Origin of the sequence: Mobiluncus holmesii ATCC 35242 (assembly GCF_000185445.1) — a bacterium.
GTDB lineage: Bacteria > Actinomycetota > Actinomycetes > Actinomycetales > Actinomycetaceae > Mobiluncus > Mobiluncus curtisii.
The window spans coordinates 1,706,517-1,728,758 of record NZ_GL622346.1 but is presented as its reverse complement, the minus strand read 5'-3'; the positions used below and the strand labels follow the sequence as shown (position 1 = coordinate 1,728,758).

Sequence of the window (22,242 nt, the reverse complement as noted above, 5' to 3'; positions counted from 1 at the left end):
CTAAAGCTCGGGGGCATCAACCGGTTTGGAGGTGCGGCGCATCCACACACCACCAGAAATCATGGCAGAGATACCACCGTGACGCTCCAGGGAGTCTGCCCGGAAGGCCAGATAGATATGCGCAATCACGAACGCCCAGAATATGAACATAATGGCGGCGTGAATCAACCGCATTTGTTGAATGCCAAACCAGTCATTCGGGAGAGCCATTAATTGCCAGAACAGGTTCTCATTGCGGTGCGGCAGGGCGTAAAGCGCCAGACCGATTACCATCTGGAACGCTCCCAGCACATAAATAGACGTGTAAGTCAGCTGCTGCAGCGGGTTGTGTGCCACGTACAGCGGACCTTCTTTGCGTAGGAACAGGTAGAACCCTAAAGTTTCGTACAAGTGTTTCCAGTCTTGCTTTTTCTTTAACGGCCAGAATGTTTCCCAGCGCAGGTAGCGATCCTTGGATACGAAAGCAATAAAGACGCGAACTGCGCCTATCGCCATCCAGGTGAAAGCCGCGGTGAAGTGAATAAACCGCATAATCCCCATCAGGTAGCCGATTTCGATGCCACGGAAGAACGTGTCACCAAAGAACGGATCCATGATGTAGTACCCGGTGATGGACAGCAACACAATCAGCAGTACGTTCAGCCAGTGCAGGAAACGTAGGCTTGCGGACCAAACACTCAAACGCACCCAGTCTTCCGTGGTGGGAGTCAGGTCGCCATCCTGCAATCCGGTGCCGACCGGGCGGACGTTGACGAAACCTTCCATCTGGAATGGAGTTAGCTCACCGTTTTCATCCACGGTAGCGGTGGCGACTCCCAAGCAGCGGTAGCCCCGCGAGCCTGCCATCTGGGCGTTCTTACGCAGCAGGGTGCGCTGGGCGCGTTTGGGCTGCGCCACGTTCATGACAGATTCCAAATCGCCGCGCACAATCACGGTCTGTTTGGATTCGCCCGTCTTGGTACGTTTCATGTCAGAGATACGCGCCAGGGAATAGCGGCGATCGCACGGGGGGTCGAAATCCTTTTCAGGAATATCGACGTTCGGCGCGCCGTGGCGGAAGCGATAGCGCAGAGATTCCTTGAGGGCGACATCTACCGGATCGGTGCTGCCCTCAGGGGATACCGCAGCCATTGCCAAGAGGCGGCGCATCGACAGGTCAGAACAGCTGAAACCGCCGCCGACTTCGATACCGTCCTTCCGGTGAGCACCCTCAGCAAAGAACTCGAGATGATTTTCCGGCACAGCCGTGGCGGAAGCCGGATTTTTCGAGGTCTTTTCGGAGGTCGCGCCGTCTTTAGGGGTGTCCGGGGAGGGAGTATTTTTAGTTTTCATGAGGTCATCGCCTCGCCAACCAGATTACCGTCTGGATCGAGGATGTGAACCCCGCAGGACATGCACGGATCGTAAGAGTGAATGGTGCGCATCGGTTCCAGCGGCTCTTTCGGATTCAACAGGGGGTGTGTGCCGGTACCCATTAAGGATTCTTCATAAGGACCGGTCACGCCGTTGGCGTCACGTCCCCCGGCCAGCCACGTGGTCGGTACGACCGCCTGGTACCGCTCGACCTTGCTGTTCTTAATAGAGACCCAGTGGGACAAGTTACCGCGGGAAACCTCGACGAACCCGTAACCTTGGCATTCTGCCGGCCAACTGGACGGTTCCCACTTGCTAGCATCAAAGACGTCAATCTGACCGCCTTTGATGTTGTCGACCAGCTGGTTGTAGTCATCCAACATTAGCTGGGCAGAAACAGTAGCCTCGGCGGCGCGGGCAAAAGTCCGCCCCATCGTGGAGTTGAGCTGTGCCGGAGTGATCCCCAATGTTGCCATAGCCTGGTCAAGTATCTGTTTGACCGGCTCGTAGCCCTGCGCATACGCCAATATCATCCGCGCTATCGGACCGACCTGCATCGGTTTGCCGTCATAGCGGGGCGCTTTTGACCAGGTGTACTTATCGTTGTCGCCCAGCCATTCAAAAGGCGGTTGGGGTCCGGTGTACTTGACGGTGGTTTCACCCTTGTCCGGGGTCAGGGGTTTATCGTCCCCGACCGAATACTCGTACCAGGCGGAGCTGATGTACTCCTCAATCTTGTGCGGGTCGAAAGGATGAACCTTGGTTATATCTCCGCCCAGAATGACCCCCGGCTTAATTGCCGTGTGTGCAGAGGAAATGCGGGACTTGTTGGGATCACCGGAGAAAATAGACCCTGCCAAACCTACCGCCAGGTAGTTCGGGTGGGTCGCGCCAATATCGAAGTAATCTTTGTAGACCCCGGCTATTGCCAAAACGTCGGGATAGTAGCAGTCATTGACAAACTCGATGATTTCGTCAATCCAGGTCTTGATTTGATCCATCTGTACCTGGTTGATGGACTCTGACGAGTTCGGGTCGATAGAACAAGCCATGCCGCCGACCAGGAAGTTCGGGTGGGGGTTCTTGCCACCAAACACCGTGCAAATCCGAATCATGGAACGCTGGAACTCCAAAGCGTCCAAGTAGTGCGCCACGCACATTAAGTCGGCTTCGGGGGGCAGCCGGTAGTCCGGGTGATCCCAGTAACCACCGGTGAAAATCGACAACTGACCGGACTCGAGAATCTGTTTAACCGTGTCTCGAACTTCCGTGAAACGCTTCAGGTTGTTGCCGCGCCACTTCGACCCGATGGAATGAGCGAACTCCAGAGTCTTTTGAGGGTCCGCTTTGGCGGCGTTCACCACGTTGACAAAATCCAGAGCGTGCAGGTGATAAAAGTGAATCACGTGATCTTGGATTTCTTGGGAACCGAGGACCAAGGAGCGAATCAACCGCGCGTTTTCCGGTGGGTTGGAGCCAATCGCATCCTCTACCGCAGAAATCGAAGCAATGGCGTGTACCGAGGTGCACACCCCGCAAATCCGCTGAACGAATGCCCACACATCACGAGGATCACGATTTTGGACGATGGTTTCGATGCCGCGGAACTGTGTGCTGACACTCCAGGCTTTCTTAATCTGCTTCCCTTCGGTTTCCATCTCAATGCGCAGGTGACCCTCTATACGCGTGAACGGGTCAATAACAACTTTCTCTGCCATTACTTATCCTCGCTGTTCTGTTCGGTAGTTTCCTCGGTCGGCGCTGCGTCGGTGGGTTCCGCAGCAGTGTCACCAAAAGCTGCCATGGGAGAGTTTCGGGTGGCCTTGCGGTCAGCGGCGGCACGAGTGGCGGTCACGCCAGCGTGGGCAGCCACTCCGGCAGCGACGAGACCGGTCAGACCCAGACCAACCTTTTCGGCAGTGATTTCGATTCCGAAACCAGGAACCTGAGGTAGTTTCTCGTAGAAAGGCGTGAAACGGTCAAAGAAATCCCGTTCCGTACAGCCGATACAGGGGTGACCGGCGCCGATAGGCCAACCTGCCTTGAGGTTCCACTGGAAAATGGGGCAGGGGCTAAAGGTAGAAGGTCCCTTACAGCCCACATCGTAGAGACACCAGCCTTCGCGGGCTCCGGCATCGTCGAAGCTGCGCACGTATTGACCGGCGTCGAAGTGTGGACGGCGCGGGCACGAGTCATGGATGCGCTGACCGTAGGCAAAGAGCGGACGACCCTCGGAGTCGAGTTCGGGAGCTTTGCCGTGGGTCAAGATGTACGCCAAGGATGCCGTGATGACCTCGCCAATCGGAGGACAGCCGGACACGTTGATGACCGGTTTGTCCTTGATGATTTCATCCACCCCAACCGCACCGGTGGGATTGGGCTTGGCAGCCTGCACTGAGCCAAAGACCGCGCAAGCTCCGACTGCCAGAATCATGGTGGCGTTCTCTGCGGATTCCCGCAGTATCTGTTCGGTGGTCTTACCGCCGATGGTGCAATAGATACCACCGTCCTTGAGCGGAATAGAACCGTTGACGACCAGGATGTGTTCCTTGGCGTTCGTGTCATCCAAGGCTTTTTCAGCGGCTTCCCCAGAGGCTGCCATCACCAGTTCGTTGTAGTTGACGGACAGCAGATTCAGGACGACTTCTTCCACTGTGGTACCACCGGAGCGGAGCGTAGATTCCATGCATCCGGTACATTCCTGCAGCTGGAGCCAGACCACATTAGGCTTCGTGATGGCTCCCAGCTTGTCAGCCAGTTCTTCACCGGCAGTCCGCGCTGCAGAGGCATGAGCCAGCTCGGGAGTCCCTACTGCAAAGATAGCTGCCAAACCGGCACAGAACTTGACGAAGTCACGTCGGCTCACGCCAGCACTGGCAAGGTTCTCTGCGAGTGTCCCCGCTCGCCAAGGTTTAATCTCATAAGTCATATGCGCCCCCCAGTAGTATCGAATTGGACAACAACGTCCATACTCTCATTCTACCGGGTTTTCGCAGTTGAGCCTAAAAACCGGGCAAAAAGTGCCATGCCTTTTCGCAAAGCTCAGATGACTTATTCAAAGTTCTTTCAGCCAGTCAATCCAAGCCTCGACGCCATCGCCGGTTTGGGCAGAGAGCTCGACGACTTGCACACCCGGATTGACCTGTTCCAGGTAGCCACGGAACTTGTCCATGTCAAAGTTCAGGTAGGGAGCCAAATCCATCTTGTTCACCACCACGATTTTCACCGAACGGAACATGACCGGGTACTTCAACGGTTTGTCCTCGCCCTCGGTAATCGAGAACAACATAGCCTTGGCAGTTTCGCCGACATCAAATTCAGCCGGGCACACCAAGTTGCCTACGTTTTCGATGATGACCAAATCCAGCTGGCTGAGATTCAAGTCGTCCAGGGCATGATGCACCATCGGGGCATCCAGGTGGCATTCCCCACCGAAACCATGACCGGTATTCAACAGGGAAATTTGGGCACCGTAGCCACCTAAGCGCTCGGCATCCAACGGGGTCTCAATATCGCCTTCAATAATCCCGACCCGCAGTTTGCCCTGCAGCTGCGCCAAAGTACGCTCCAGCAAAGTCGTTTTGCCCGACCCTGGTGAACTCATGAGATTCACGACCTTCACCCCGTGCGCAGCGAAAGATTCCCGGTTGTGCTGGGCTAAGTGGTCATTTTCCGCATAAATGTCTTCCAGGATTTCGATGCGTTCACGTTCAGTTTCGTATCCCGAGTGATCCCCGATGACTTCCGGATCTGCCACGTAGTCGCCGTGGTCGTGATGGTGGGAGTGATCCCCGTGGTCATGCTCGTGTACTGTGCCGTCATCGTGGCGATGAAAACGTCCCATGCTAATGATTCCTCTCTGGCGTGACATCTATCGATACCACTCTAAACTCTTCTCCACTGATTGTCTCGACCTCGCGTGAAGAACACTGCCCGCAACGGAAATCCAGATACTCTCCCAGCTGTGTCTGTGCGTGGCACTCCTGACAAACGATGACTGCTGGGATCTCGGTGATGTGCAGTTCGGCGGGACCTTGGAGGGTATTTTTCCGGACCGCACTCCAGGCAAAACGCAGCGCTTCGGGCACAACCTGACGCAGATGCCCGACCTCTACCTGGACAGACAGTACTTCGCGTCCCGCCGCCCCGCGCGCTACCACCCGAGCCAGCTGTTGGGACAGGGCGACTTCGTGCATCGTGTCTCCTCGCTAATCACTAAGTATGGGTTCCTCGCGGCGCATTCCACCCTACCGTTTTCTGCCGCGGGGCGTCAGAGCTACTAGGCTTAGAAATGCGTGACATTGTGGCCAGGAGGTTAGAAATGCGCCGAGCTTACGAACTGCGGGGGGTGGTGCAGGGAGTCGGTTTCCGTCCGCACGTCGCCAAAGTGGCTGCCCAGTACCCCATCACCGGTTTTGTCGGAAACGACGATGAGTCAGTGTTTATCGAAGCCCAAGGCGCGCGTGAGGCGGTGGACGGCTTCATGGAAACCATGCTGGCGACCCTGCCTCCGCTGGCTAGTGTGCTGCACAGCTCGTCCACAGACCTGCCCGAACAGAAGGGTGAAACTGAGTTTCGCATTGTGCCTTCCCGCCGTCGCCCTGGCGCCCGCACTCTGATTCCCCCAGACACTGCCACCTGTCCCGATTGCCAAGCCGAGATGGCAGACCCGACGAACCGACGCTACCGCTACCCCTTCACCACCTGCACGAACTGTGGACCACGAGCCACCATCATGGTGGACCTCCCTTATGACCGGGACACCACCACCATGGTGAAGTTTCCGATGTGTCCCGCTTGCCACCAGGAATACACCAATCCGACCAACCGGCGCTATCATGCCCAGCCCGTCAGCTGCTACGACTGCGGACCAGTGCTGTGGGTCAGCCCGGCAGACGCACCGGACTTGTGGCCCCCAGAAGGGGACCGCCGGCCGTTGATTGCTGCGGCTCTGGACGAAGCCCGGCAGCGGTTACGAGCCGGACAAATCCTGGCAGTGAAGGGCATCGGCGGTTTCCACCTCATGTGTGACGCCCGCAATGAAGCCGCAGTCGCACGACTGCGGAAACGCAAAGATCGGGGGGACAAGCCGTTTGCCGTCATGGTGGCGGATGCAGCGACCGCCGCCCGGCTGGCGCGGCTTGACGCAGACCAGCTGCGGACGTTGCAGACTGCCGCCCGACCCATTGTGATTGCCCCGTTCGGGCAGGAATATGACCTGGCTCCCGCGATCGCTCCCGGTCTGGGGGACGTGGGAATTTTGCTGCCTTACGCGCCACTGCACCTGGAGTTGTTGAGCGGGGAATGCGCCCAGATGGCGCTGGTGGCGACTTCGGGAAACCTGGCAGGTGAACCCTTGTGCTTCACGAACCAGGACGCTGCCGAGCGGCTGGCGGGAATTGTCGATGCGTTTGTGTTCCATGACCGCGACATTCACCTGCCCATGGAGGACTCCGTATTCCTGGCAAACGCACAGGTCACCATTCCTTCACGGCGTTCTCGGGGATATGCGCCACTACCGGTCGCGCTGTCGCAGCCAGCCACCGTGCCGATTTTGGCAGTGGGTGGAGAACTGAAAAACACGTTCTGCCTGGCACACGGGAGCTGGGCGCATATTTCGGGGCATATCGGGGATATGGGCACGCTCGCCAGTCAGGAAGCATTTGACCGGGCAGTGACGCAACTGCTGAACTTCCAGCGGCAACGCCCCGAAAAAGTCGTGTGTGACCTGCACCCAAACTATTCCACGGTCAGCTGGGCGGAACGTTTTGCTGCCTCTCATGACATTGAACTGACACAGGTGCAGCACCACGTCGCCCACGCCTATTCCTTGCTGGCAGAGCATTCCTGTCTCGATCCGGCAGTGGTGGTGTCGGTGGACGGTACCGGCTACGGGACAGACGGCACTATTTGGGGCGGGGAAGTCTTGGATATTCGCGGAGCACAGTGGCAGCGCAGTGCGCACGTGCCGACTTTCAGCCTGGTCGGTGGCGACCGCGCGGTGCGCTATCCCTGGCGGGTCGCATTGGGGATTGCCCACGATTGGGGCATGGACTGGATTACAGAGAAAATCAGCGCTGAAATCGGGTCGCAGCCAGGCAAATCGACCGAACTGGAACTGGTGAAAAGCCAGCTGGTAAGCGGTTTCGGGGTGAGTGCGACCACCAGTTGCGGACGGCTGTTTGATGCGGCCGCGGCGATTTTAGGGATTCGCACCGAGGTGACCTATGAGGCCCAGGCCGCGATGGAACTGGAACACGTGGCTACCAGCTGGGCAAACGCCCACCCGGAGGCAAGTCTGCCACAGGTCGGCAGCTATCAGGAGCTTGTGGAGAAATTGGGCGAGGTTGACCGACCCGTCGGCGAGCGTGCTTGGGCGTTCCATGTGGGTTTGGCGCAGCTGCTGGGAGAACAGGCCTGCCAAGTCGCGGAACAGGCAGACACCAAAACCGTGGGGTTGACCGGCGGGGTTGCCCTCAACCGGATGTTCACCAGGCACTTTGTGAGTTTCTTGGAAGAGGGCGGATACCGGGTGCTGACCCACCAGAACGTGCCGCCCAACGATGGGGGCTTGAGCCTGGGACAAGTGTGGGCAGCAGTGCTCGGAGCGTGCTGAGGATGCCCTATTTCCACTCTATAAATACACTCTGGGTGAATATCTGGGGATTTACGCGGGGTTTTTACTCAACAGATACGTGGCAGCGGGTCGCCGACCAACATGTCAATCATGCGGGTGCCGGAGAACGCAGTCACCATCACCACTGAAGACTCCGGTTTAGACACGACCCGACCGATATTTGCTGCTTCCCCACCACCGGGCAGTTTCCGCAGCGCTGCCACAGCTGTATCCACCTGGTCAGCCGGAACCACCGCTACAAACATGCCCTCGTTAGCGACATAAATCGGGTCAATCCCCAACATGTCGCACGCTCCGCGAGTCATCTCGTGTACCGGCACGGCTTCGTCCTCAATGGCGATGCCCCAGCCGGTTGCCATCGCCAGCTCATTCAACACCGTTCCCAAGCCTCCGCGGGTCGCGTCACGCATCCAGCGAGTCTCCGGGACCGCCCCAATCAGGGCTTCGACCAGGTGATTGACCGCCCTAGTGTCAGATTCAATAGGGGCTTGAATTGCCAGGTCACCCCGCGCCATCATGACCGACATGCCGTGGTCAGCAATCGCGCCGGACACAATGACGCGATCCCCGCGCTGCACTTTGCTGGCACCCAGTTCCCGACCCGCAGGCACGATACCGACTCCGGCAGTGTTGATGAACAGCTTGTCGCCGCTGCCTTTCGGGACGACCTTGGTGTCACCGGTGATAATCTGCACTCCTGCCGCCTCGGCTGCGTCGTGCATAGCTTGGACTTCGCGGCGTAAATCCGCGATAGGCAGACCTTCTTCCAGGATGAAACCAGCGCTGATGACTTTCGGGATAGCCCCGCTGACCGCCAGGTCATTGACCGTCCCATTCACTGCCAGCTCGCCGATAGAGCCACCGGGAAAAACCAGCGGATTGACCACATAGGAATCGGTGGACATCGCGAGTTTGCCGCCCACCGTGCTGGTGTCCTCTCCGGTCAGACCTGCGAGCAGCTCCGTCAAGGGAAGCACCCCCGCATCGGTCATTTCGTCGAGCACCTCGTTGCCGTAACCAGAAACGAAAACCTGTTCGACCAGGGCGGCTGACGCCTTACCTCCTGCCCCGTGGGAAAGCGTCACATAGTCGTCTTTTAGTCTCATGCCGCGGCGGCGTACCCGCGCGATATTTGAGTTCACTTGTACTTCATCTGTGTTTAGGCGGTTCTTTGGATCCACACATTGATAATTGCACAAACGACACGTATTTTTCATCTTTTGGACGGAGTGGGACAATGTAAGTAACCTGGAAAGGTAGAGGGGAAGGGAGCAGCCGATGTGTTTGGGAGTGCCTGCCGAGATTGTGGCTTTTGACGAGGCAGAAAGCGGACGGGCGAAAGTGTCCCTGTCTGGGGTGGAACGAATGATTTCCACAGATTTGCTGATGGATGAGGACGTCAAGATTGGCGATTGGGTGCTGGTGCATGTTGGTTTCGCCATGTCCAAGATTGATGCTGCGGAAGCTGCCACCACCCTGGATCAAATTAAGAAACTCGGTCAGTTCGAGAGCGAACTGGAACAGTTTAAGACCACTTCAGCGGATTAGGGCACCCTTCTGGCGTTAGCGCGGAAGTTTGTCGAGGAATCTGTCTAGGAAAGAGCAATCACGAAATGAAGTACGTTGACGAATTTCGCGACCCCGAGTTTGCCCGGAAACTGGTGCAGCGCATCAATGCCGAGGCCGCCCATTTTGAACGACCACTGGCGTTTATGGAGATTTGCGGAGGTCACACCCACACGATTTACCGGCACGGTTTGGAGCATTTGCTGCCGGAGAACGTTCAGTTTATTCACGGTCCTGGCTGCCCGGTGTGCGTTATTCCGATGGGGCGGGTGGATGATGCGCTGTGGCTGGCGAATCAGCCGGACGTGATTTTGACTACTTTTGGGGACATGATGCGGGTTCCGGGTTCACAAGAGTCGCTGTTGCAGGCGCGCGCTCGCGGTTGCGATGTGCGGTTCGTGTATTCCCCGTTGGATTCCCTCAAGATTGCCAAAGAAAACCCGGATAAACAGGTCGTTTTCTTTGCTATCGGGTTTGAAACTACCGCGCCTTCCACCGCTGTGACCCTGGTGGCAGCACAGAAACAGCAGGTGCGGAACTTTTCGGTGTTTTCTAACCACGTCAAAATCGAGCCACCCCTGCGTGCCATTGTGGGCGCCGATGAGACGCGGATAGACGGGTTTATCGGACCGGGTCACGTCGGTACCGTAGTGGGAGCCGACGCATTCAAATTCCTGCCCGAGGAATTCAACAAACCCGTGGTCGTGACCGGTTTCGAGCCGCTGGATATATTGCAGGCCGTGGCGATGCTCATCGACCAGTACACGAGTGGGGCAATAGCGCGCGGCGAGGCCCGGGTGGAAAACCAGTATTCACGGGTCGTGCGTGATGGTGGTAATCCCGCGGCATTGCGATTGCTGAATCGCGTGTTTGCGACCCGCGACACGTTCGAGTGGCGTGGCTTGGGGTGGATGCCGTATTCCGGTATGGGGATTTCTGAGGAATTTGCCGCCTGGGACGCCGAGCGGTTATTTGATGTTCCCGGCAAGCGGATTCCCGATCCACCGGCTTGTGAATGCGGTTCCGTGTTGACCGGACGGATTAAACCGTGGGAATGCAAAGTATTCGGCACTGCCTGCTCGCCGGAAAAACCCATCGGGACCTGCATGGTTTCCCCCGAAGGAGCCTGTGCCGCGTTCTATAACTTCGGTCGCATTGACCGGGAGACTGCCCACGCCATCGTTATCGAGGATTAAGCTAGCGGGGACTAGGCTCGAGAGTGCTAAGCTCGCGCCGGGGCTAGACGTTGAACTTGAACTCGACCACGTCGCCGTCTTGCATCACGTAGTCCTTGCCCTCCTGGCGGACTTTGCCCAATTCGCGAGCCTTATGAATGTCGCCGATTTCCACCAACTCGTCGTATGAAATGACATCAGCCTTGATGAAGCCACGTTCAAAGTCGGTGTGAATCACGCCGGCAGCCTGCGGGGCGGTGTCGCCCTGATGAATGGTCCAAGCGCGGGATTCTTTTTCTCCAGCGGTCAGGAACGTTTGCAGCCCCAGCGTGTTAAAGCCAACGCGCGCCAATTTGTCCAGACCGGATTCCTTAATCCCGGCGTCTGCCAGCATCTCTTGTGCGTCCTCGGCATCGAGTTCTACCAGTTCCGCTTCGAAAGCGCCGTCGAGGAAAATGGCTTCGGCAGGAGAAACCAGGGCAGCGAGTTCCGCTTGTTTTGCTTTGTCTGCCAGACCGGCTGCGTCCATGTTGAACACGTAAATGAAAGGCTTCGAGGTCATCAGTTGGAAAGTCTTGACGATATCTCGGTCCAGGTTTCCCACTGCGATTTCCTTGGAGAGAACCGTGCCGGCGTTGAGGTATTCCTCACATTTTTCCGCCTCCGCCAGCACTTCTTTCGGGGTTTTTTGCCGCTGACTTCTTTGCGCAGGCGAGGAATCGTGTTCTCGAGAGTCTGCAAGTCGGCCAGAATTAGCTCGGTAGAAATGGTTTCAATGTCGGAGGCGGGGTCAATTTTTCCCTCCACGTGAACCACGTCAGGATCGGTAAAAGCGCGAGTGACCTGGCAAATCGCGTCTGCTTCGCGGATGTTCGCCAGGAACTTGTTACCCAAGCCTTCACCCTGAGAAGCGCCCTTGACGATACCGGCGATGTCCACGAAAGACACGGTGGCAGGCACAATTTTTTCCGACTGGAACATGTCAGACAGGACTTGCAACCGTGGGTCGGGGAGCGGCACCACCCCGACGTTGGGATCAATAGTGGCGAACGGGTAATTCGCTGCTAGGACGTTCGCCCTGGTGAGGGCATTAAAAATAGTGGATTTGCCGACATTGGGGAGTCCCGCGATACCGATAGTTAAAGCCATGCTTCAATCTTAGTGGGTTTTCCGACCGGTCCTAAACCGGTTAAACCCGGGCGTTAATCCTATTAATTTGGCTCGGTGTGCCATATTTGGCACTTAAATAGGTTTTATTGCGTGTTTTCGTTCTGTGGGGCGTTCGCTCGGGGGCGTTTCCTTGCGTCCCGCTCGCCTGTCTCGGCTCACATCTGCGGGGTGGTCGCTCGGGGGCGCTCGCGAGAGTCGGAAGGGGGAGTACCCCCTCGCGTTTTGCGCGACTATTGTCGCAAAACGCTCACCCCCCAGCATCTCGCTGAGTCGCCCCCCACGCTCCCCGCCCCGCCCGCCTAACTTCCCGCGGACACTATCACGTCCCGCAGGGGTACACTCCGCTCACAGCTCGCTCGAATTCCTGTGTGTATAACCAGATTTCAGCGCTGTTCAGTCGTGAAACCTTCCTCGGTATCGGGGTGCGCGTGGTTTAAAGGGGAAAATAGGGCTGCAGCTGCCAATAATGGCAGCTACTGCCCAAATCCCACCCTATATTCACAACCCAGCGAGTAGTCTCTGACTTCTCGAGCTTGAAATCCGGTGTCTATGCTCCGGATTTTCTGCCGTGTTTAGGTGTGAAAACTTCTGTGGTTTTTCGGAATAGTTGCACTAACGACCGATTTCAACCCAGAATCTAGACCATCATTGAGTCCCGGTTTTCTAAACCTGCAGGTTATGGCGATTCTAGTTGCGTGGAGCCCGCACTTATCGGCGTGAAATCGGTCATTCGTGCAATACAAGCCGGTTTTACGCGAGCAAGCTCGCTTGCATTGCCAAAGTCCAGGAAGCGGCACGGAAAGCAAAGCTTCCAAGTCTTTCTGCGACGGACAGGCATCCCCCCGAACGCCGCCAGACCTCGCGGGTATGCTGGCGCCGCCAGTGCCAGCCTAGCTTTGCTTGCGCAGGGGCTTCGGTAAGGCAAACGAGGTCGTTTCCTGCGTAGTTTGCACCATCTGCACCTCATCGAAACCACGTTGTGCCAGCCATTCCAACACCTCGGTCACCAGGACTTCCGGTACCGAAGCTCCCGAAGTCACCCCGATGGTGCTAGCTCCGGTAAACCAGTCGGGGTTCAGCTCGTGGACGCCTTCAATCCGGTATGCCGCTCCGGCTCCGGCCTGGACGGCGACTTCCCGCAGTCGCACCGAATTGGAAGAATTCGACGAACCGACAACTATGACAACTTCACATTGTTGCGCCATAGCTTTAACTGCGCCCTGTCGGTTCTGGGTGGCAAAGCAAATATCGTCAGATGGCGGGCTAATTAAACCGGGAAATCGCCGCTGGAGACGCGCTACGGTGGCAGCCGTCTGATCTACCGACAAAGTCGTTTGGGACAGCCAGATTAGCTTGGCATCTGGGTCGGTGCTGAGACCTGCCAGGGGATCCGCAGGGGGTGTGCCGGTGGCGGTGGTGTCGGCGGATTCTGTGCCCGTTGTGGCAGACTCCGAGGTATCAATCCAATCAGTGTCAATCACGTGAATCTTCTCGGGGGCTACTCCCGAGGTTCCTTCCACTTCCTCATGACCGGTGTGACCAATCAAAATAATGTCGTAGCCTTCGTTGGCATAACGTCGCGCCTCTCGATGCACCTTCGAGACCAGTGGACAGGTGGCATCGATAACTTCCAGACCGCGCTGTTCAGCTTCGGCGTAGACGCTCGGAGCAACGCCGTGCGCGGAAAATACTACTCGCGAACCGGAGGGAACCTCAGATAATTCGTTGACAAAAATCGCGCCAGCAGCAGCTAGGGTGCGCACCACAAATTTATTGTGGACGATTTCTTTGCGCACGTAGATGGGTTGACCATAAACTTCGAGGGCGCGTTGCACCGCCGTAACGGCGCGATCGACCCCGGCGCAGTAGCCGCGTGGCGACGCCAGCAAAACTTTCCCCATCTGTCTTCACTTTCGCACTAGGGTCCCTGGGAGGGTTTTCTCCGTGGCGCACCAGGTGTCCCTCGCGGCGTCTCGGGTGGCAAACCGTTTCGGGTGGGTGCGCAGCTGCCTTGAGTTTAGCGGTTTGCGTGCCAGGGCAAAACTCGGAAATTTTCATCTCCGGGGTCTGTGCCATGATGGAGTCATGGAAGTGACAAAACCAGAACCGGCGCGATTGGCGCGCGAGACGACTCGGGAAAACCCCTGGCCGCTCAGTCGCCTGAGCGAAAACATGCGAAATTACGTTAACCGGGTCGATCCGACCTGGATAGAAGCGCAAATCATCGAATACAACCAGCGCCCCGGTAACCGCATGTCCTTTTTCGTGGTAAAGGATCTGGAAGCCGATATGTCTATGCCGGTCAAGGCATTTGGCGGGGTGGTGGCTGCCGCCGGAGCGGCGTTGAGTGCGGGGGCGCGCGTGGTCATGCGGGTCAAGCCCGATTTTTACCTCAAGACCGGGTCGCTGTCCCTGATGGCGTCCGAGATTCACCCGGCGGGTTTGGGTGGTTTCCTGGAACAGCTGGAACAGCTGAAACAAAAGCTTGCTGCGGAGGGAATTTTTGCGCGGGAACACAAGCAGTCCCTGCCGTTCCTCCCGCGACGGGTAGGGCTTATCTGCGGTCATGCGGCGCGGGCACAGGCAGATGTGATTGAAAACGCGACGCGACGCTGGCCCCTGGTACAGTTCGAGATTCGCGAGGTTGCGGTGCAGGGGGAACGCTGCGCAGCGGAAGTCAGCGCGGCTATCGCGGAGCTTGATGCCCTTGCCGAGGTTGACGTAATTGTCGTGACGCGCGGGGGCGGGGCGCTGGAGGACCTGCTGGGATTCTCTGACGAGCGCGTGGTACGCGCGGCGTACGCCGCGCGTACCCCCATTGTTTCCGCAGTGGGACATGAGGAAGACACCCCGCTGCTGGATTTTGTAGCTGACTTCCGTGCTTCTACCCCCACCGATGCGGGAAAGCGGATTGTCCCGGATTTGGCTGCTGAAATTGAGGGGTTGACCGGTGCGCGCACCCGGATGACGGCACTCATTTCCAGCCGTATTGAGCTGGGGTTACGCGAACTTGACGCGATTCGCTCCCGACCGGTCATGCAAAATCCGCAAGCAGCGTTGGACGAAAGACGCCGCGATATCAATCATGGCGTGGAAATGCTGCGGTCGCGAGTGGCGGCGGTCCTGGCTAATCAAGCACGTGACTTGGCAGCGGCTCGCGCCACCCTGCGTGCTATCTCGCCTCAAGCCACTTTGGAACGCGGCTATGCCGTGTTGCGTAAACCCGATCAAACCGTCGTGACCGATGCTGGTGCAGTTCAGAAGGGTGACCTCCTGGAGGCGGTGTTGGCGCGTGGCTCCTTGGTCGCCACGGTTTTTGGCACCAATCCGCACAGAGATGAAAGGTAAAGAATCATGAGCGAAAGTAATCCTCAACAAACCGCAAACCCAGCTGATGAAGCGGGAACGGGAGTATCAGGAAACGAGGATGTCACGGAGATGAGCTATGAGGCGGCGCGCGCCGAACTCATCGAAACCGTGCAGGCCCTGGAAAACGCCGAAGCGCCCTTGGAAGACACTCTGAAACTGTGGGATCGCGGAGAAGCGCTAGCGTCGCGCTGCCAGGCTATCCTCGACTCTGCCACAGCGCGACTCGCCGAACGTCAAGCACAATGAACCTGTTTCTGCTCTTCATTATCGTTCTGGTGCTGTGGGGCGCCAGGCTGCATCGGCGCGCTGACAATTTCGAGGGATACCTGGACCACGATCACACCACCCGCATTAACGGTGTCTTTATCCTGATAGTGTTCTATGCTCACATCCGTTCCTACATGCCCTATAACCCGGCGTGGGACGGGGTGATGCACCACGTCGCGACCGGACTCGGTCAGCTGATGGTAGCGCTGTTCCTGTTCTATTCCGGTTTCGGAGTGGCGCATTCACTGGCACACAAACCCGGCTATGTCCACACCATGCCGCTGAAGCGCGTAGCAGTGACCTGGGTGAACTTCGCTGTTGCCCAGGTCTTGTTCATCATCATGAACCTGTCGCTGTCCCGCCCGTTCACCCCGGCACAGACCGCCTGGGCGTTCCTTGGCTGGAAGTCCATCGGTTCTTCCAGCTGGTACATCTTTGCGATTCTGGTGCTCTATGCCCTGACTTGGCTGGCGTTTAGCATTTTCCGAAACCGTCCGTGGCAGGCTTTCCTGCTGGACTGTGTGCTGGTGGGAGTATTTACCGTGTTCATGTGGCATTTCAAAGGAAACGCCACCTACACCTACAACACGCTGTGCTGCTATCTGTTGGGCATGTGTTACTGCCTGGCTCGCGAACACTTCGAGCGCGTCTACCGCTGCACCTGGGGGTACGTCAGCGCGTTACTCATCACGGCGGCGCTCTTTGTCCTCGCCGTTAAGCTCGACCACGTGAGTTTCCTGGTGTTTGAGCTTGAAGCTATGCTGTTCTGCCTGATAATCGTACAACTCACACTGTACGTACACCTGGGTAACCCGGTGCTGTACTGGTTTGGTAAACACCTGTTCTGGGTTTACGTGCTGCAGCGTTTGCCGATGCTGACGCTGCAGGAACTCGGCATGGCTGATGCCGCCCCCTACGTTTACGCCCTGGCGTGCTTCGCGGCGACGGTTGGCTTGGCATGGCTGATGGCGCGTCTCACCGCGCCACTTGACGCCAAACTTGCCACCTGGTCTAAATCCTGGGCGGTTTCTGGCACCAAACGCGCGGAAAAGAAAGGAAAATCTCAGCCCTGATAGGGATGCGTGTCGAGCACCTCAACCTTGATTTTCTTGCCTGTCGGCGCCACGTATTCCACGGTGTCGCCGGTCCGATGACCAGCCAACGCCACCCCGAGGGGGGCGTCGGGGGAAAACACTTGAATGTCCATTCCCTTGGCGGCATCGCGTGACCCCAGCAGGAAAGTCATCTTTTTCGGTCCGACTTTTGCCTCTACCACGCTACCCGGTCCGATGGTGCCATCCGTGGCGGCTTCGCCTACCTCGGCGTATTTCAAGATTTCCTGCAGCTCCAGGATGCGGGTTTCGTTTTGAGATTGTTCGTCACGAGCCGCGTGATAGCCACCGTTTTCTTTCAGGTCACCTTCGCGGCGGGCCGCGTCAATTTTCTTGGTGATTTCAGAGCGAATCGGACCCGTGCGTTCGTCGAGTTCCGCTTGTAGACGGTCAAAAGACGCCTGGGTCATCCAGTTTTTCTTCGCTTCTTCAGCCATAATCGTCTCCTTGAAAGATTAAAAGATTAGCGCCTGCGTCAGGCAAGAAAGCAAGCTAGTTTAGAAATCAGCCGCAACGCAAGCGCTCATCACTCTACCAGATAATAAAATCAAGTAAAACGCTAGAAAAAACGAATCAACCCGGCAAAAGTCCGCTGCTGTGAGGAAACCCGAACCACCGACCTTGTGAAACCCTAACCGAGTATCGCGAAATACGCCGCGACGCAGTGGCACGCCCAAGCCGCGACTGTCCAGGCGTGGAAAAACTCGTGAAAACCGAAAATATTGGGACTGGGGTTCGGCAGCTTGGTAGCGTAAATCACTGCTCCGACGGTGTACGCCAAACCTCCTGCCACCAACAGCCAAAACGCCGGCAGAGAAGCCGCATAGAGCTCGGGGAAATACATCAACGCGACCCAGCCCAAAACAACGTAAAGAATCGTGGTCACCCAGCGCGGGGCGTGAGGCCAAATCAGGGAGGTGGTAATCCCCAAAATCGCCCCTACCCACACTACTGACAGCAAAATGACTCTGTCGCGTCCTGCCAGCAGACCGAACGAGATAGGTGTGTAGGTGCCGGCAATCAACAGGAAAATGTTGGCGTGATCGAAGCGGCGCAAAATCGCGTCCACCGTTTTGGGCCACGAACCCATGTGGTACACCGCGCTCATCGAGAACAGCACCAAGGAAGCTAGCATATAGACGACGCAGGCGAACTTTAGAGATAACGGCGCCAAAACCAGCAACACGATAGAAGCCGTCATGGACAGCGGGGTGGCGACAGTGTGAATCCAGCCGCGCATAGCTGGTTTGCGGCGCATCGCTTTCCAGTCCCAGCGTTGAAAAGTGTAGGGCCGTCCGGTGCGAGGATTAACCAGACGCGGCATTAGCGTCCTTCCAGATTTTTTACCCATAACAATCCCCCCCGCACACCTCACCCCATCCGCGGCGCTCCAGGACGGGCAAGTTAAGTGTTTTATGTTTTAAACTGATTATGTGAGCAGCTCCGTAAAAAAGTCAAAGCCCGGAATCCTTTACCAGATTTACGCCAGACGTTTGACTCATGAGATTGACCCGGCAGGGGTGCCGCAGCATATCGGCATTATCCTGGACGGAAACCGGCGCTGGGCGAAAGCGGAAGGCGCTCCGGCGACCCGCGGACACCAGCGCGGGGCTTTGAAAATTACCGAAGTGTTGCAGTGGTGCGAGGAATGGCCCGTGAAAGTCGTCACCTTGTGGATGCTTTCGATAGACAACCTGGGGCGGAAAGCCGCGGAGCTGCAGCCCTTGCAAGATGTTATCGGTCGGACCGTGCAAGGTCTGCAAGCCTCGGGTCGATACCATTTGCGGGTGCTGGGCGACACGTCTCTGTTGGATTCCGACCTGGCAGATATCTTGCGCGCGGCTGACGGCACCGGACCAGAACAGGCACTGGTGGTCAATATCGCCGTTGCCTATGGGGGACGCCAGGAAATCGTGAATGCCGTGCGGGAATACCTCACCGAAGCCGCACAGAAAGGCGAAACCTTGGCGGAGGTAACGGACCAACTCCGACTGGAGGATATCGAGGCACACCTGTACACCAAGGGGCAACCCGATCCTGACCTGGTGATTCGTACTTCGGGGGAGCAGCGACTCAGCGGATTTTTGCTGTGGCAAAGCGCGAATTCAGAGTTTTATTTCTGTGAAACGTACTGGCCGAGCTTCCGCAAGGTCGACTTCCTGCGTGCCCTGCGCGACTACGGAAATCGGGAACGTCGCTTGGGTAAGTGAGTCGCGCTACCTCCCGCCCGACCAACTGCACAGGAGGAAGTGCAGAAATCCGTTGCTTTTGCACACGAGAACCGCGTGCTATTGATAAAGTCGAGATATGGCTACCCCCGCGCGCACCTATGTGCTTGATACGTCCGTGTTGTTGTCCGATCCAAAGGCGCTGCTCAAGTTTGCTGAACATCAGGTGGTGCTGCCGGTGGTGGTCATCACCGAGTTAGAGAAAAAGCGTCACGATCCGGAGCTGGGATATTTTGCCCGCAAAGCGCTGCACTTGCTGGACGATTTGCGGATTGCGAACGGTCGGCTGGATCGGTCGATTCCGGTCGGTTCACAAGGGGGGACCGTGCGGGTCGAGCTGAACTCTCTCGACGACTCGGTGCTCCCCTCCGGGATGCGCTTGGGCGACAATGACACGAAGATTTTGGCAGTCGCCGCCAACCTGGCAAAAGCTGGGGCGGATGTGACGGTCGTGTCTAAAGACCTGCCAATGCGGGTGAAAGCGTCTTCTCTCGGGTTGGACACGGATGTGTACCGTAACTCGCTGTCGCGGGCAGACACCTATCGCGGGGTCGTTCGTGGCGAGATGAGCGAACAGGACATGTCGCGGCTGTATCAAGACGGCGCGGTGGAATTCGACACGATTGTGTTGACTGACGAACCAGGGGACGAAGCTGACGACCTCGCCGCCAGCAACGATTCGGAGTGCCTGGGGTGCGAACCCGATAGCAGTGTCGAAGTCGTTGAATCTGAAATCCTCACGCTGGAGGAACAGCCCATCCATACCGGAATTATTTTGAGTTCCCCGCGCGGTTCTGCCTTGGCAACCATCTGGAATGACCACCAGGTACACCTGGTGCGCACGGATCGGGAACTGTTTGGCGTGAAGGGTCGCTCCGCGGAGCAACGTATCGCAATGGATCACCTGGTTAACCCCGAAATCGGCATTGTGTCCCTGGGGGGACGGGCGGGAACCGGCAAGTCAGCGCTGGCTTTAGCGGCGGGGCTGGATGCGGTGGTGGAGCGTCACGAGCACCGCAAGATTATCGTGTTCCGCCCCATTTACGCGGTCGGGGGTCAGAGCCTGGGGTTCTTGCCCGGTAGTGGCGAGGAAAAGATGGATCCGTGGGCACAAGCCGTGTTCGACACCCTGTCCTCGATTGTGGCTCCCGAAGTCGTTGACGAAGTGGTGGCGCGTGGGCTGTTGGAAGTGCTGCCGCTGACCCACATTCGCGGTCGTTCCTTGCACGACGCATTCGTGATTGTGGACGAAGCGCAGTCGCTGGAACGCAACGTGTTGCTGACTGTGCTCTCGCGGATGGGTCAGAACGCTAAAATTGTGCTGACTCATGATGTTTCACAGCGCGATAATCTGCGGGTAGGACGCTATGACGGTATCGCGGCAGTTATCGAAGATTTGAAAGGTTCGCCCCTGTTCGCGCACACCACCCTGATGCGTTCGGAACGCAGCGCCATCGCGGATTTGGTCACCAGTCTGCTCGATTACTAAGCCACTGCGCCCCCAAGTCTGTCCCCGATGCGCCACGCTATTGTGTGACGCGGATTTGAGCACGCTCGAAGGTGACAATTCCTGTTGATTTTTGGCGGTTTCGGGTGTTGATACCGCAGCATTTTGCCACTGAATGCTAGTTTGATACCCGTGCGTGATGACGAAAACCCGCAAAATCTCCCGTTTCCTCCGGAGGCACAATCATTGCTGATGCGCTCAGCCATCGCTGCCGCGCTCGCTTCCAAGCGCTTGGCGGAGGAAAAGGGCGTATTTCGGTTGACTCCCTCGGAATGGGCTGAGCTGGAGGCGTCTTCTCGTCCTTGAGCGCCCGGTCATTCTCCCCTGGTCAGAGCCGGAGGGGATAAAAGTTCCGATGATTTTGCTAGACTGAGCCTGCGCGTATGGCGCGATTCCGATTTTCAAAGGACGACGAAAGAACAATGCCTGCGATAGTAGTTCTGGGAGCCCAGTGGGGCGACGAAGGTAAAGGAAAAGCAACTGATCAGCTGGCCAAAGACGTGGACTTTTCGGTCAAATACAACGGTGGCAACAATGCTGGTCACACTGTGGTGGTTAATGGGGAAAAGTTTGCGCTACACCTGCTGCCCACCGGCATTCTGTCTCCGCGGGTGACCCCGGTTATCGGCAACGGCACCGTCATCGACCCGAAAGTTTTGTTCCAGGAAATCGATGACTTAGAGAAGCGGGGTGTCCCCTGTGACCGGTTGCTCATCTCTAGCCGTGCCCACGTGATTACGCCTTTCGCCATCGCCATAGACCATTCTTCGGAAAAGTTCCGGGGCACTCGCAAAATCGGTACTACCGGCCGCGGAATTGGTCCGACCTATGCTGAAAAAATGTACCGGATCGGGATTCAAGTCCAAGACCTGTTTGACCCCGAAATCTTGGGCGAAAAAGTCACCGTCATGTCCGACCTTGTGAAGAGTCTCTCCCAGGGCTGGTCCCATGCCGAACCGATTGACCCCGTTGAAGTTACCCAGGAACTGCTGTCCTACTCGGAGCGGCTGCGCCCGATGGTGGCAAATACTTCCCTGGTGCTGAATAACGCGCTGGACGAAAATCGGGTGGTGCTGTTTGAGGGCGGTCAGGCGACCATGCTGGACATCGACCACGGCACCTATCCTTACGTTACCTCGTCGAACTGCACCGCGGGTGGTGCCTGCACCGGGACCGGCATCGGACCGACCCGCATCGACCGCGTGGTCGGAGTCATGAAAGCCTACACGACTCGCGTGGGGGAGGGACCTTTCCCGACGGAGCTGACCGACGATACTGGTGAAAAACTGCGGAAACTCGGCGGTGAATACGGAGCGACTACGGGACGTCCGCGCCGGACCGGCTGGTTTGACGCCGTAGTGGCGCGATACGCCGTGCGGGTCAACGGTCTGACCGACTTGGTGATGACGAAATTGGACATTTTGTCGGAGTTTGAAACCATTCCGGTCTGCGTGGGCTACGAAACGCCGCGTGGACGCACCGACCAGATGCCTGATTATTCGGTCGATTTCGCCGCTTCTCGCCCCATTTACGAAGAAGTCCCTGGCTGGAAAGGCGAGGACATTAGTGGCATCACCGACTTCCGGAAACTTCCTCAGGCGGCGCAAGATTACGTCACTTACCTGGAGGAAAAGGTCGGCTGCCGCATCTCCGTCATCGGGACGGGCGCGTCTCGTGAAGACGCTATCGTGCGACACAGCCTCGTCTGACACCGTTACGGTTTTTGCTAGGGTCTTGCCTGCGCAAAAGCGCGGGTGGGAGGTTCTTCCGTACGGTACTGTCGGACCGGTGGTTCACCACCGGTAACCCGTACCATCCGGAGGAACGGTTGCACCGACCTTTTGACCGTGAAAAAGTT

General features: G+C 57.4%; 19 protein-coding genes and 1 pseudogene. 10 read left to right on the top strand and 10 right to left on the bottom strand.

All coding sequences use genetic code 11. From position 1 onward, the window contains the following. From cybH to HMPREF0576_RS07395, 5 genes are all read right to left on the bottom strand, one after another. A complete protein-coding gene (cybH, locus tag HMPREF0576_RS07415; RefSeq protein WP_004011344.1) occupies positions 1-1,332 on the bottom strand; it encodes a Ni/Fe-hydrogenase, b-type cytochrome subunit in 1,332 nt (443 codons plus the stop codon). Further along, on the bottom strand, positions 1,329-3,071 hold the full coding sequence (locus HMPREF0576_RS07410) for a nickel-dependent hydrogenase large subunit (RefSeq protein ID WP_004007712.1): 1,743 nt from the start codon (positions 3,069-3,071) through the stop codon (positions 1,329-1,331). The genes cybH and HMPREF0576_RS07410 overlap by 4 nt, the downstream gene beginning before the upstream one ends. Further along, entirely contained in the window at positions 3,071-4,282 is a 1,212-nt protein-coding gene (locus HMPREF0576_RS07405) for a hydrogenase small subunit (protein ID WP_004008755.1), read from the bottom strand. The genes HMPREF0576_RS07410 and HMPREF0576_RS07405 overlap by 1 nt, the downstream gene beginning before the upstream one ends. 126 nt (positions 4,283-4,408) lie before the next feature. Next, positions 4,409-5,197 (bottom strand): hydrogenase nickel incorporation protein HypB, encoded by a 789-nt coding sequence (gene hypB, locus HMPREF0576_RS07400; RefSeq protein ID WP_036324361.1) that lies wholly within the window; start codon positions 5,195-5,197, stop codon positions 4,409-4,411. 1 nt (position 5,198) lies between these two features. Beyond that, on the bottom strand, positions 5,199-5,549 hold the full coding sequence (locus HMPREF0576_RS07395; RefSeq protein ID WP_004007709.1) for a hydrogenase maturation nickel metallochaperone HypA: 351 nt from the start codon (positions 5,547-5,549) through the stop codon (positions 5,199-5,201). Positions 5,550-5,644: 95 nt separating this feature from the next. Here HMPREF0576_RS07395 and hypF point away from each other — a divergent pair, with 95 nt between their 5' ends. After that, positions 5,645-7,969, top strand: coding sequence for a carbamoyltransferase HypF (gene hypF / locus HMPREF0576_RS07390; RefSeq protein ID WP_004011342.1), 2,325 nt, complete (start codon positions 5,645-5,647; stop codon positions 7,967-7,969). Between the two features lie 68 nt (positions 7,970-8,037). Here the strand turns inward: hypF and hypE are convergent, their stop codons facing one another. Next, the gene (gene hypE, locus HMPREF0576_RS07385; RefSeq protein WP_115306605.1) at positions 8,038-9,096 is read right to left on the bottom strand and encodes a hydrogenase expression/formation protein HypE; all 1,059 of its coding nucleotides are present in this window, start codon (positions 9,094-9,096) and stop codon (positions 8,038-8,040) included. Positions 9,097-9,268: 172 nt separating this feature from the next. On the opposite strand from hypE, the gene HMPREF0576_RS07380 reads away from it, so the two are divergent. Both HMPREF0576_RS07380 and hypD read left to right on the top strand, forming a co-directional pair. After that, entirely contained in the window at positions 9,269-9,538 is a 270-nt protein-coding gene (locus tag HMPREF0576_RS07380) for a HypC/HybG/HupF family hydrogenase formation chaperone (protein WP_004007706.1), read from the top strand. Between the two features lie 65 nt (positions 9,539-9,603). Beyond that, positions 9,604-10,752, top strand: coding sequence for a hydrogenase formation protein HypD (hypD, locus tag HMPREF0576_RS07375; RefSeq protein ID WP_004007705.1), 1,149 nt, complete (start codon positions 9,604-9,606; stop codon positions 10,750-10,752). A gap of 43 nt (positions 10,753-10,795) precedes the next feature. Here the strand turns inward: hypD and ychF are convergent. Beyond that, positions 10,796-11,880 (bottom strand): annotated as a pseudogene (ychF, locus tag HMPREF0576_RS07370) (redox-regulated ATPase YchF). 911 nt (positions 11,881-12,791) lie between these two features. Further along, entirely contained in the window at positions 12,792-13,802 is a 1,011-nt protein-coding gene (ispH, locus tag HMPREF0576_RS07365) for a 4-hydroxy-3-methylbut-2-enyl diphosphate reductase (RefSeq protein ID WP_004011338.1), read from the bottom strand. A gap of 184 nt (positions 13,803-13,986) precedes the next feature. Here ispH and xseA point away from each other — a divergent pair, with 184 nt between their 5' ends. The 3 genes from xseA to HMPREF0576_RS07350 are packed head-to-tail and all read left to right on the top strand — an operon-like array spanning position 13,987 to position 16,610. After that, the gene (xseA, locus tag HMPREF0576_RS07360; protein WP_004007702.1) at positions 13,987-15,249 is read left to right on the top strand and encodes an exodeoxyribonuclease VII large subunit; all 1,263 of its coding nucleotides are present in this window, start codon (positions 13,987-13,989) and stop codon (positions 15,247-15,249) included. A gap of 6 nt (positions 15,250-15,255) precedes the next feature. After that, positions 15,256-15,516, top strand: a complete 261-nt coding sequence (locus HMPREF0576_RS07355; RefSeq protein WP_004011337.1) for an exodeoxyribonuclease VII small subunit — start codon at positions 15,256-15,258, stop codon at positions 15,514-15,516. Further along, positions 15,513-16,610 carry an acyltransferase family protein gene (locus HMPREF0576_RS07350; RefSeq protein ID WP_004011336.1) on the top strand — a complete coding sequence of 366 codons (1,098 nt, stop codon included), beginning with the start codon at positions 15,513-15,515 and terminating at the stop codon, positions 16,608-16,610. The genes HMPREF0576_RS07355 and HMPREF0576_RS07350 overlap by 4 nt, the downstream gene beginning before the upstream one ends. On the opposite strand, the gene greA is transcribed toward HMPREF0576_RS07350, so the two are convergent. Beyond that, entirely contained in the window at positions 16,601-17,086 is a 486-nt protein-coding gene (greA, locus tag HMPREF0576_RS07345; RefSeq protein ID WP_004007699.1) for a transcription elongation factor GreA, read from the bottom strand. The two genes, HMPREF0576_RS07350 and greA, sit on opposite strands and share 10 nt — an antisense overlap. A 194-nt stretch (positions 17,087-17,280) precedes the next feature. Continuing rightward, positions 17,281-17,973, bottom strand: a complete 693-nt coding sequence (gene trhA, locus HMPREF0576_RS07340) for a PAQR family membrane homeostasis protein TrhA (RefSeq protein WP_004008765.1) — start codon at positions 17,971-17,973, stop codon at positions 17,281-17,283. A gap of 109 nt (positions 17,974-18,082) precedes the next feature. On the opposite strand from trhA, the gene uppS reads away from it, so the two are divergent. From uppS to HMPREF0576_RS07320, 4 genes are all read left to right on the top strand, one after another. Further along, positions 18,083-18,859, top strand: coding sequence for a polyprenyl diphosphate synthase (gene uppS / locus HMPREF0576_RS07335; RefSeq protein WP_004011335.1), 777 nt, complete (start codon positions 18,083-18,085; stop codon positions 18,857-18,859). Between the two features lie 97 nt (positions 18,860-18,956). Then, positions 18,957-20,366: an RNA 5'-3' helicase PhoH2 gene (gene phoH2 / locus HMPREF0576_RS07330; protein WP_004011333.1), complete on the top strand. Its 1,410-nt coding sequence runs from the start codon at positions 18,957-18,959 to the stop codon at positions 20,364-20,366. A 150-nt stretch (positions 20,367-20,516) separates the two neighbouring features. After that, complete coding sequence (locus tag HMPREF0576_RS07325) at positions 20,517-20,690, top strand: hypothetical protein (RefSeq protein WP_004007695.1); 174 nt, start codon at positions 20,517-20,519, stop codon at positions 20,688-20,690. A gap of 116 nt (positions 20,691-20,806) precedes the next feature. Further along, positions 20,807-22,093 carry an adenylosuccinate synthase gene (locus tag HMPREF0576_RS07320; protein WP_036324357.1) on the top strand — a complete coding sequence of 429 codons (1,287 nt, stop codon included), beginning with the start codon at positions 20,807-20,809 and terminating at the stop codon, positions 22,091-22,093. Positions 22,094-22,242: the final 149 nt, after the last annotated feature.

Coding starts and splice junctions, on each gene's coding strand:
- HMPREF0576_RS07405 (WP_004008755.1), bottom strand. CDS start 4,282: ATGACTTATGAGATTAAACCTTGGCGAGCGGGGACACTCGCAGAGAAC.
- phoH2 (WP_004011333.1), top strand. CDS start 18,957: ATGGCTACCCCCGCGCGCACCTATGTGCTTGATACGTCCGTGTTGTTG.
- HMPREF0576_RS07395 (WP_004007709.1), bottom strand. CDS start 5,549: ATGCACGAAGTCGCCCTGTCCCAACAGCTGGCTCGGGTGGTAGCGCGC.
- hypF (WP_004011342.1), top strand. CDS start 5,645: ATGCGTGACATTGTGGCCAGGAGGTTAGAAATGCGCCGAGCTTACGAA.
- HMPREF0576_RS07410 (WP_004007712.1), bottom strand. CDS start 3,071: ATGGCAGAGAAAGTTGTTATTGACCCGTTCACGCGTATAGAGGGTCAC.
- hypD (WP_004007705.1), top strand. CDS start 9,604: ATGAAGTACGTTGACGAATTTCGCGACCCCGAGTTTGCCCGGAAACTG.
- cybH (WP_004011344.1), bottom strand. CDS start 1,332: ATGAAAACTAAAAATACTCCCTCCCCGGACACCCCTAAAGACGGCGCG.
- HMPREF0576_RS07355 (WP_004011337.1), top strand. CDS start 15,256: ATGAGCGAAAGTAATCCTCAACAAACCGCAAACCCAGCTGATGAAGCG.
- trhA (WP_004008765.1), bottom strand. CDS start 17,973: ATGCCGCGTCTGGTTAATCCTCGCACCGGACGGCCCTACACTTTTCAA.
- hypE (WP_115306605.1), bottom strand. CDS start 9,096: ATGAGACTAAAAGACGACTATGTGACGCTTTCCCACGGGGCAGGAGGT.
- xseA (WP_004007702.1), top strand. CDS start 13,987: ATGGAAGTGACAAAACCAGAACCGGCGCGATTGGCGCGCGAGACGACT.
- ispH (WP_004011338.1), bottom strand. CDS start 13,802: ATGGGGAAAGTTTTGCTGGCGTCGCCACGCGGCTACTGCGCCGGGGTC.
- greA (WP_004007699.1), bottom strand. CDS start 17,086: ATGGCTGAAGAAGCGAAGAAAAACTGGATGACCCAGGCGTCTTTTGAC.
- HMPREF0576_RS07350 (WP_004011336.1), top strand. CDS start 15,513: ATGAACCTGTTTCTGCTCTTCATTATCGTTCTGGTGCTGTGGGGCGCC.
- HMPREF0576_RS07380 (WP_004007706.1), top strand. CDS start 9,269: ATGTGTTTGGGAGTGCCTGCCGAGATTGTGGCTTTTGACGAGGCAGAA.
- hypB (WP_036324361.1), bottom strand. CDS start 5,197: ATGGGACGTTTTCATCGCCACGATGACGGCACAGTACACGAGCATGAC.
- HMPREF0576_RS07320 (WP_036324357.1), top strand. CDS start 20,807: ATGCCTGCGATAGTAGTTCTGGGAGCCCAGTGGGGCGACGAAGGTAAA.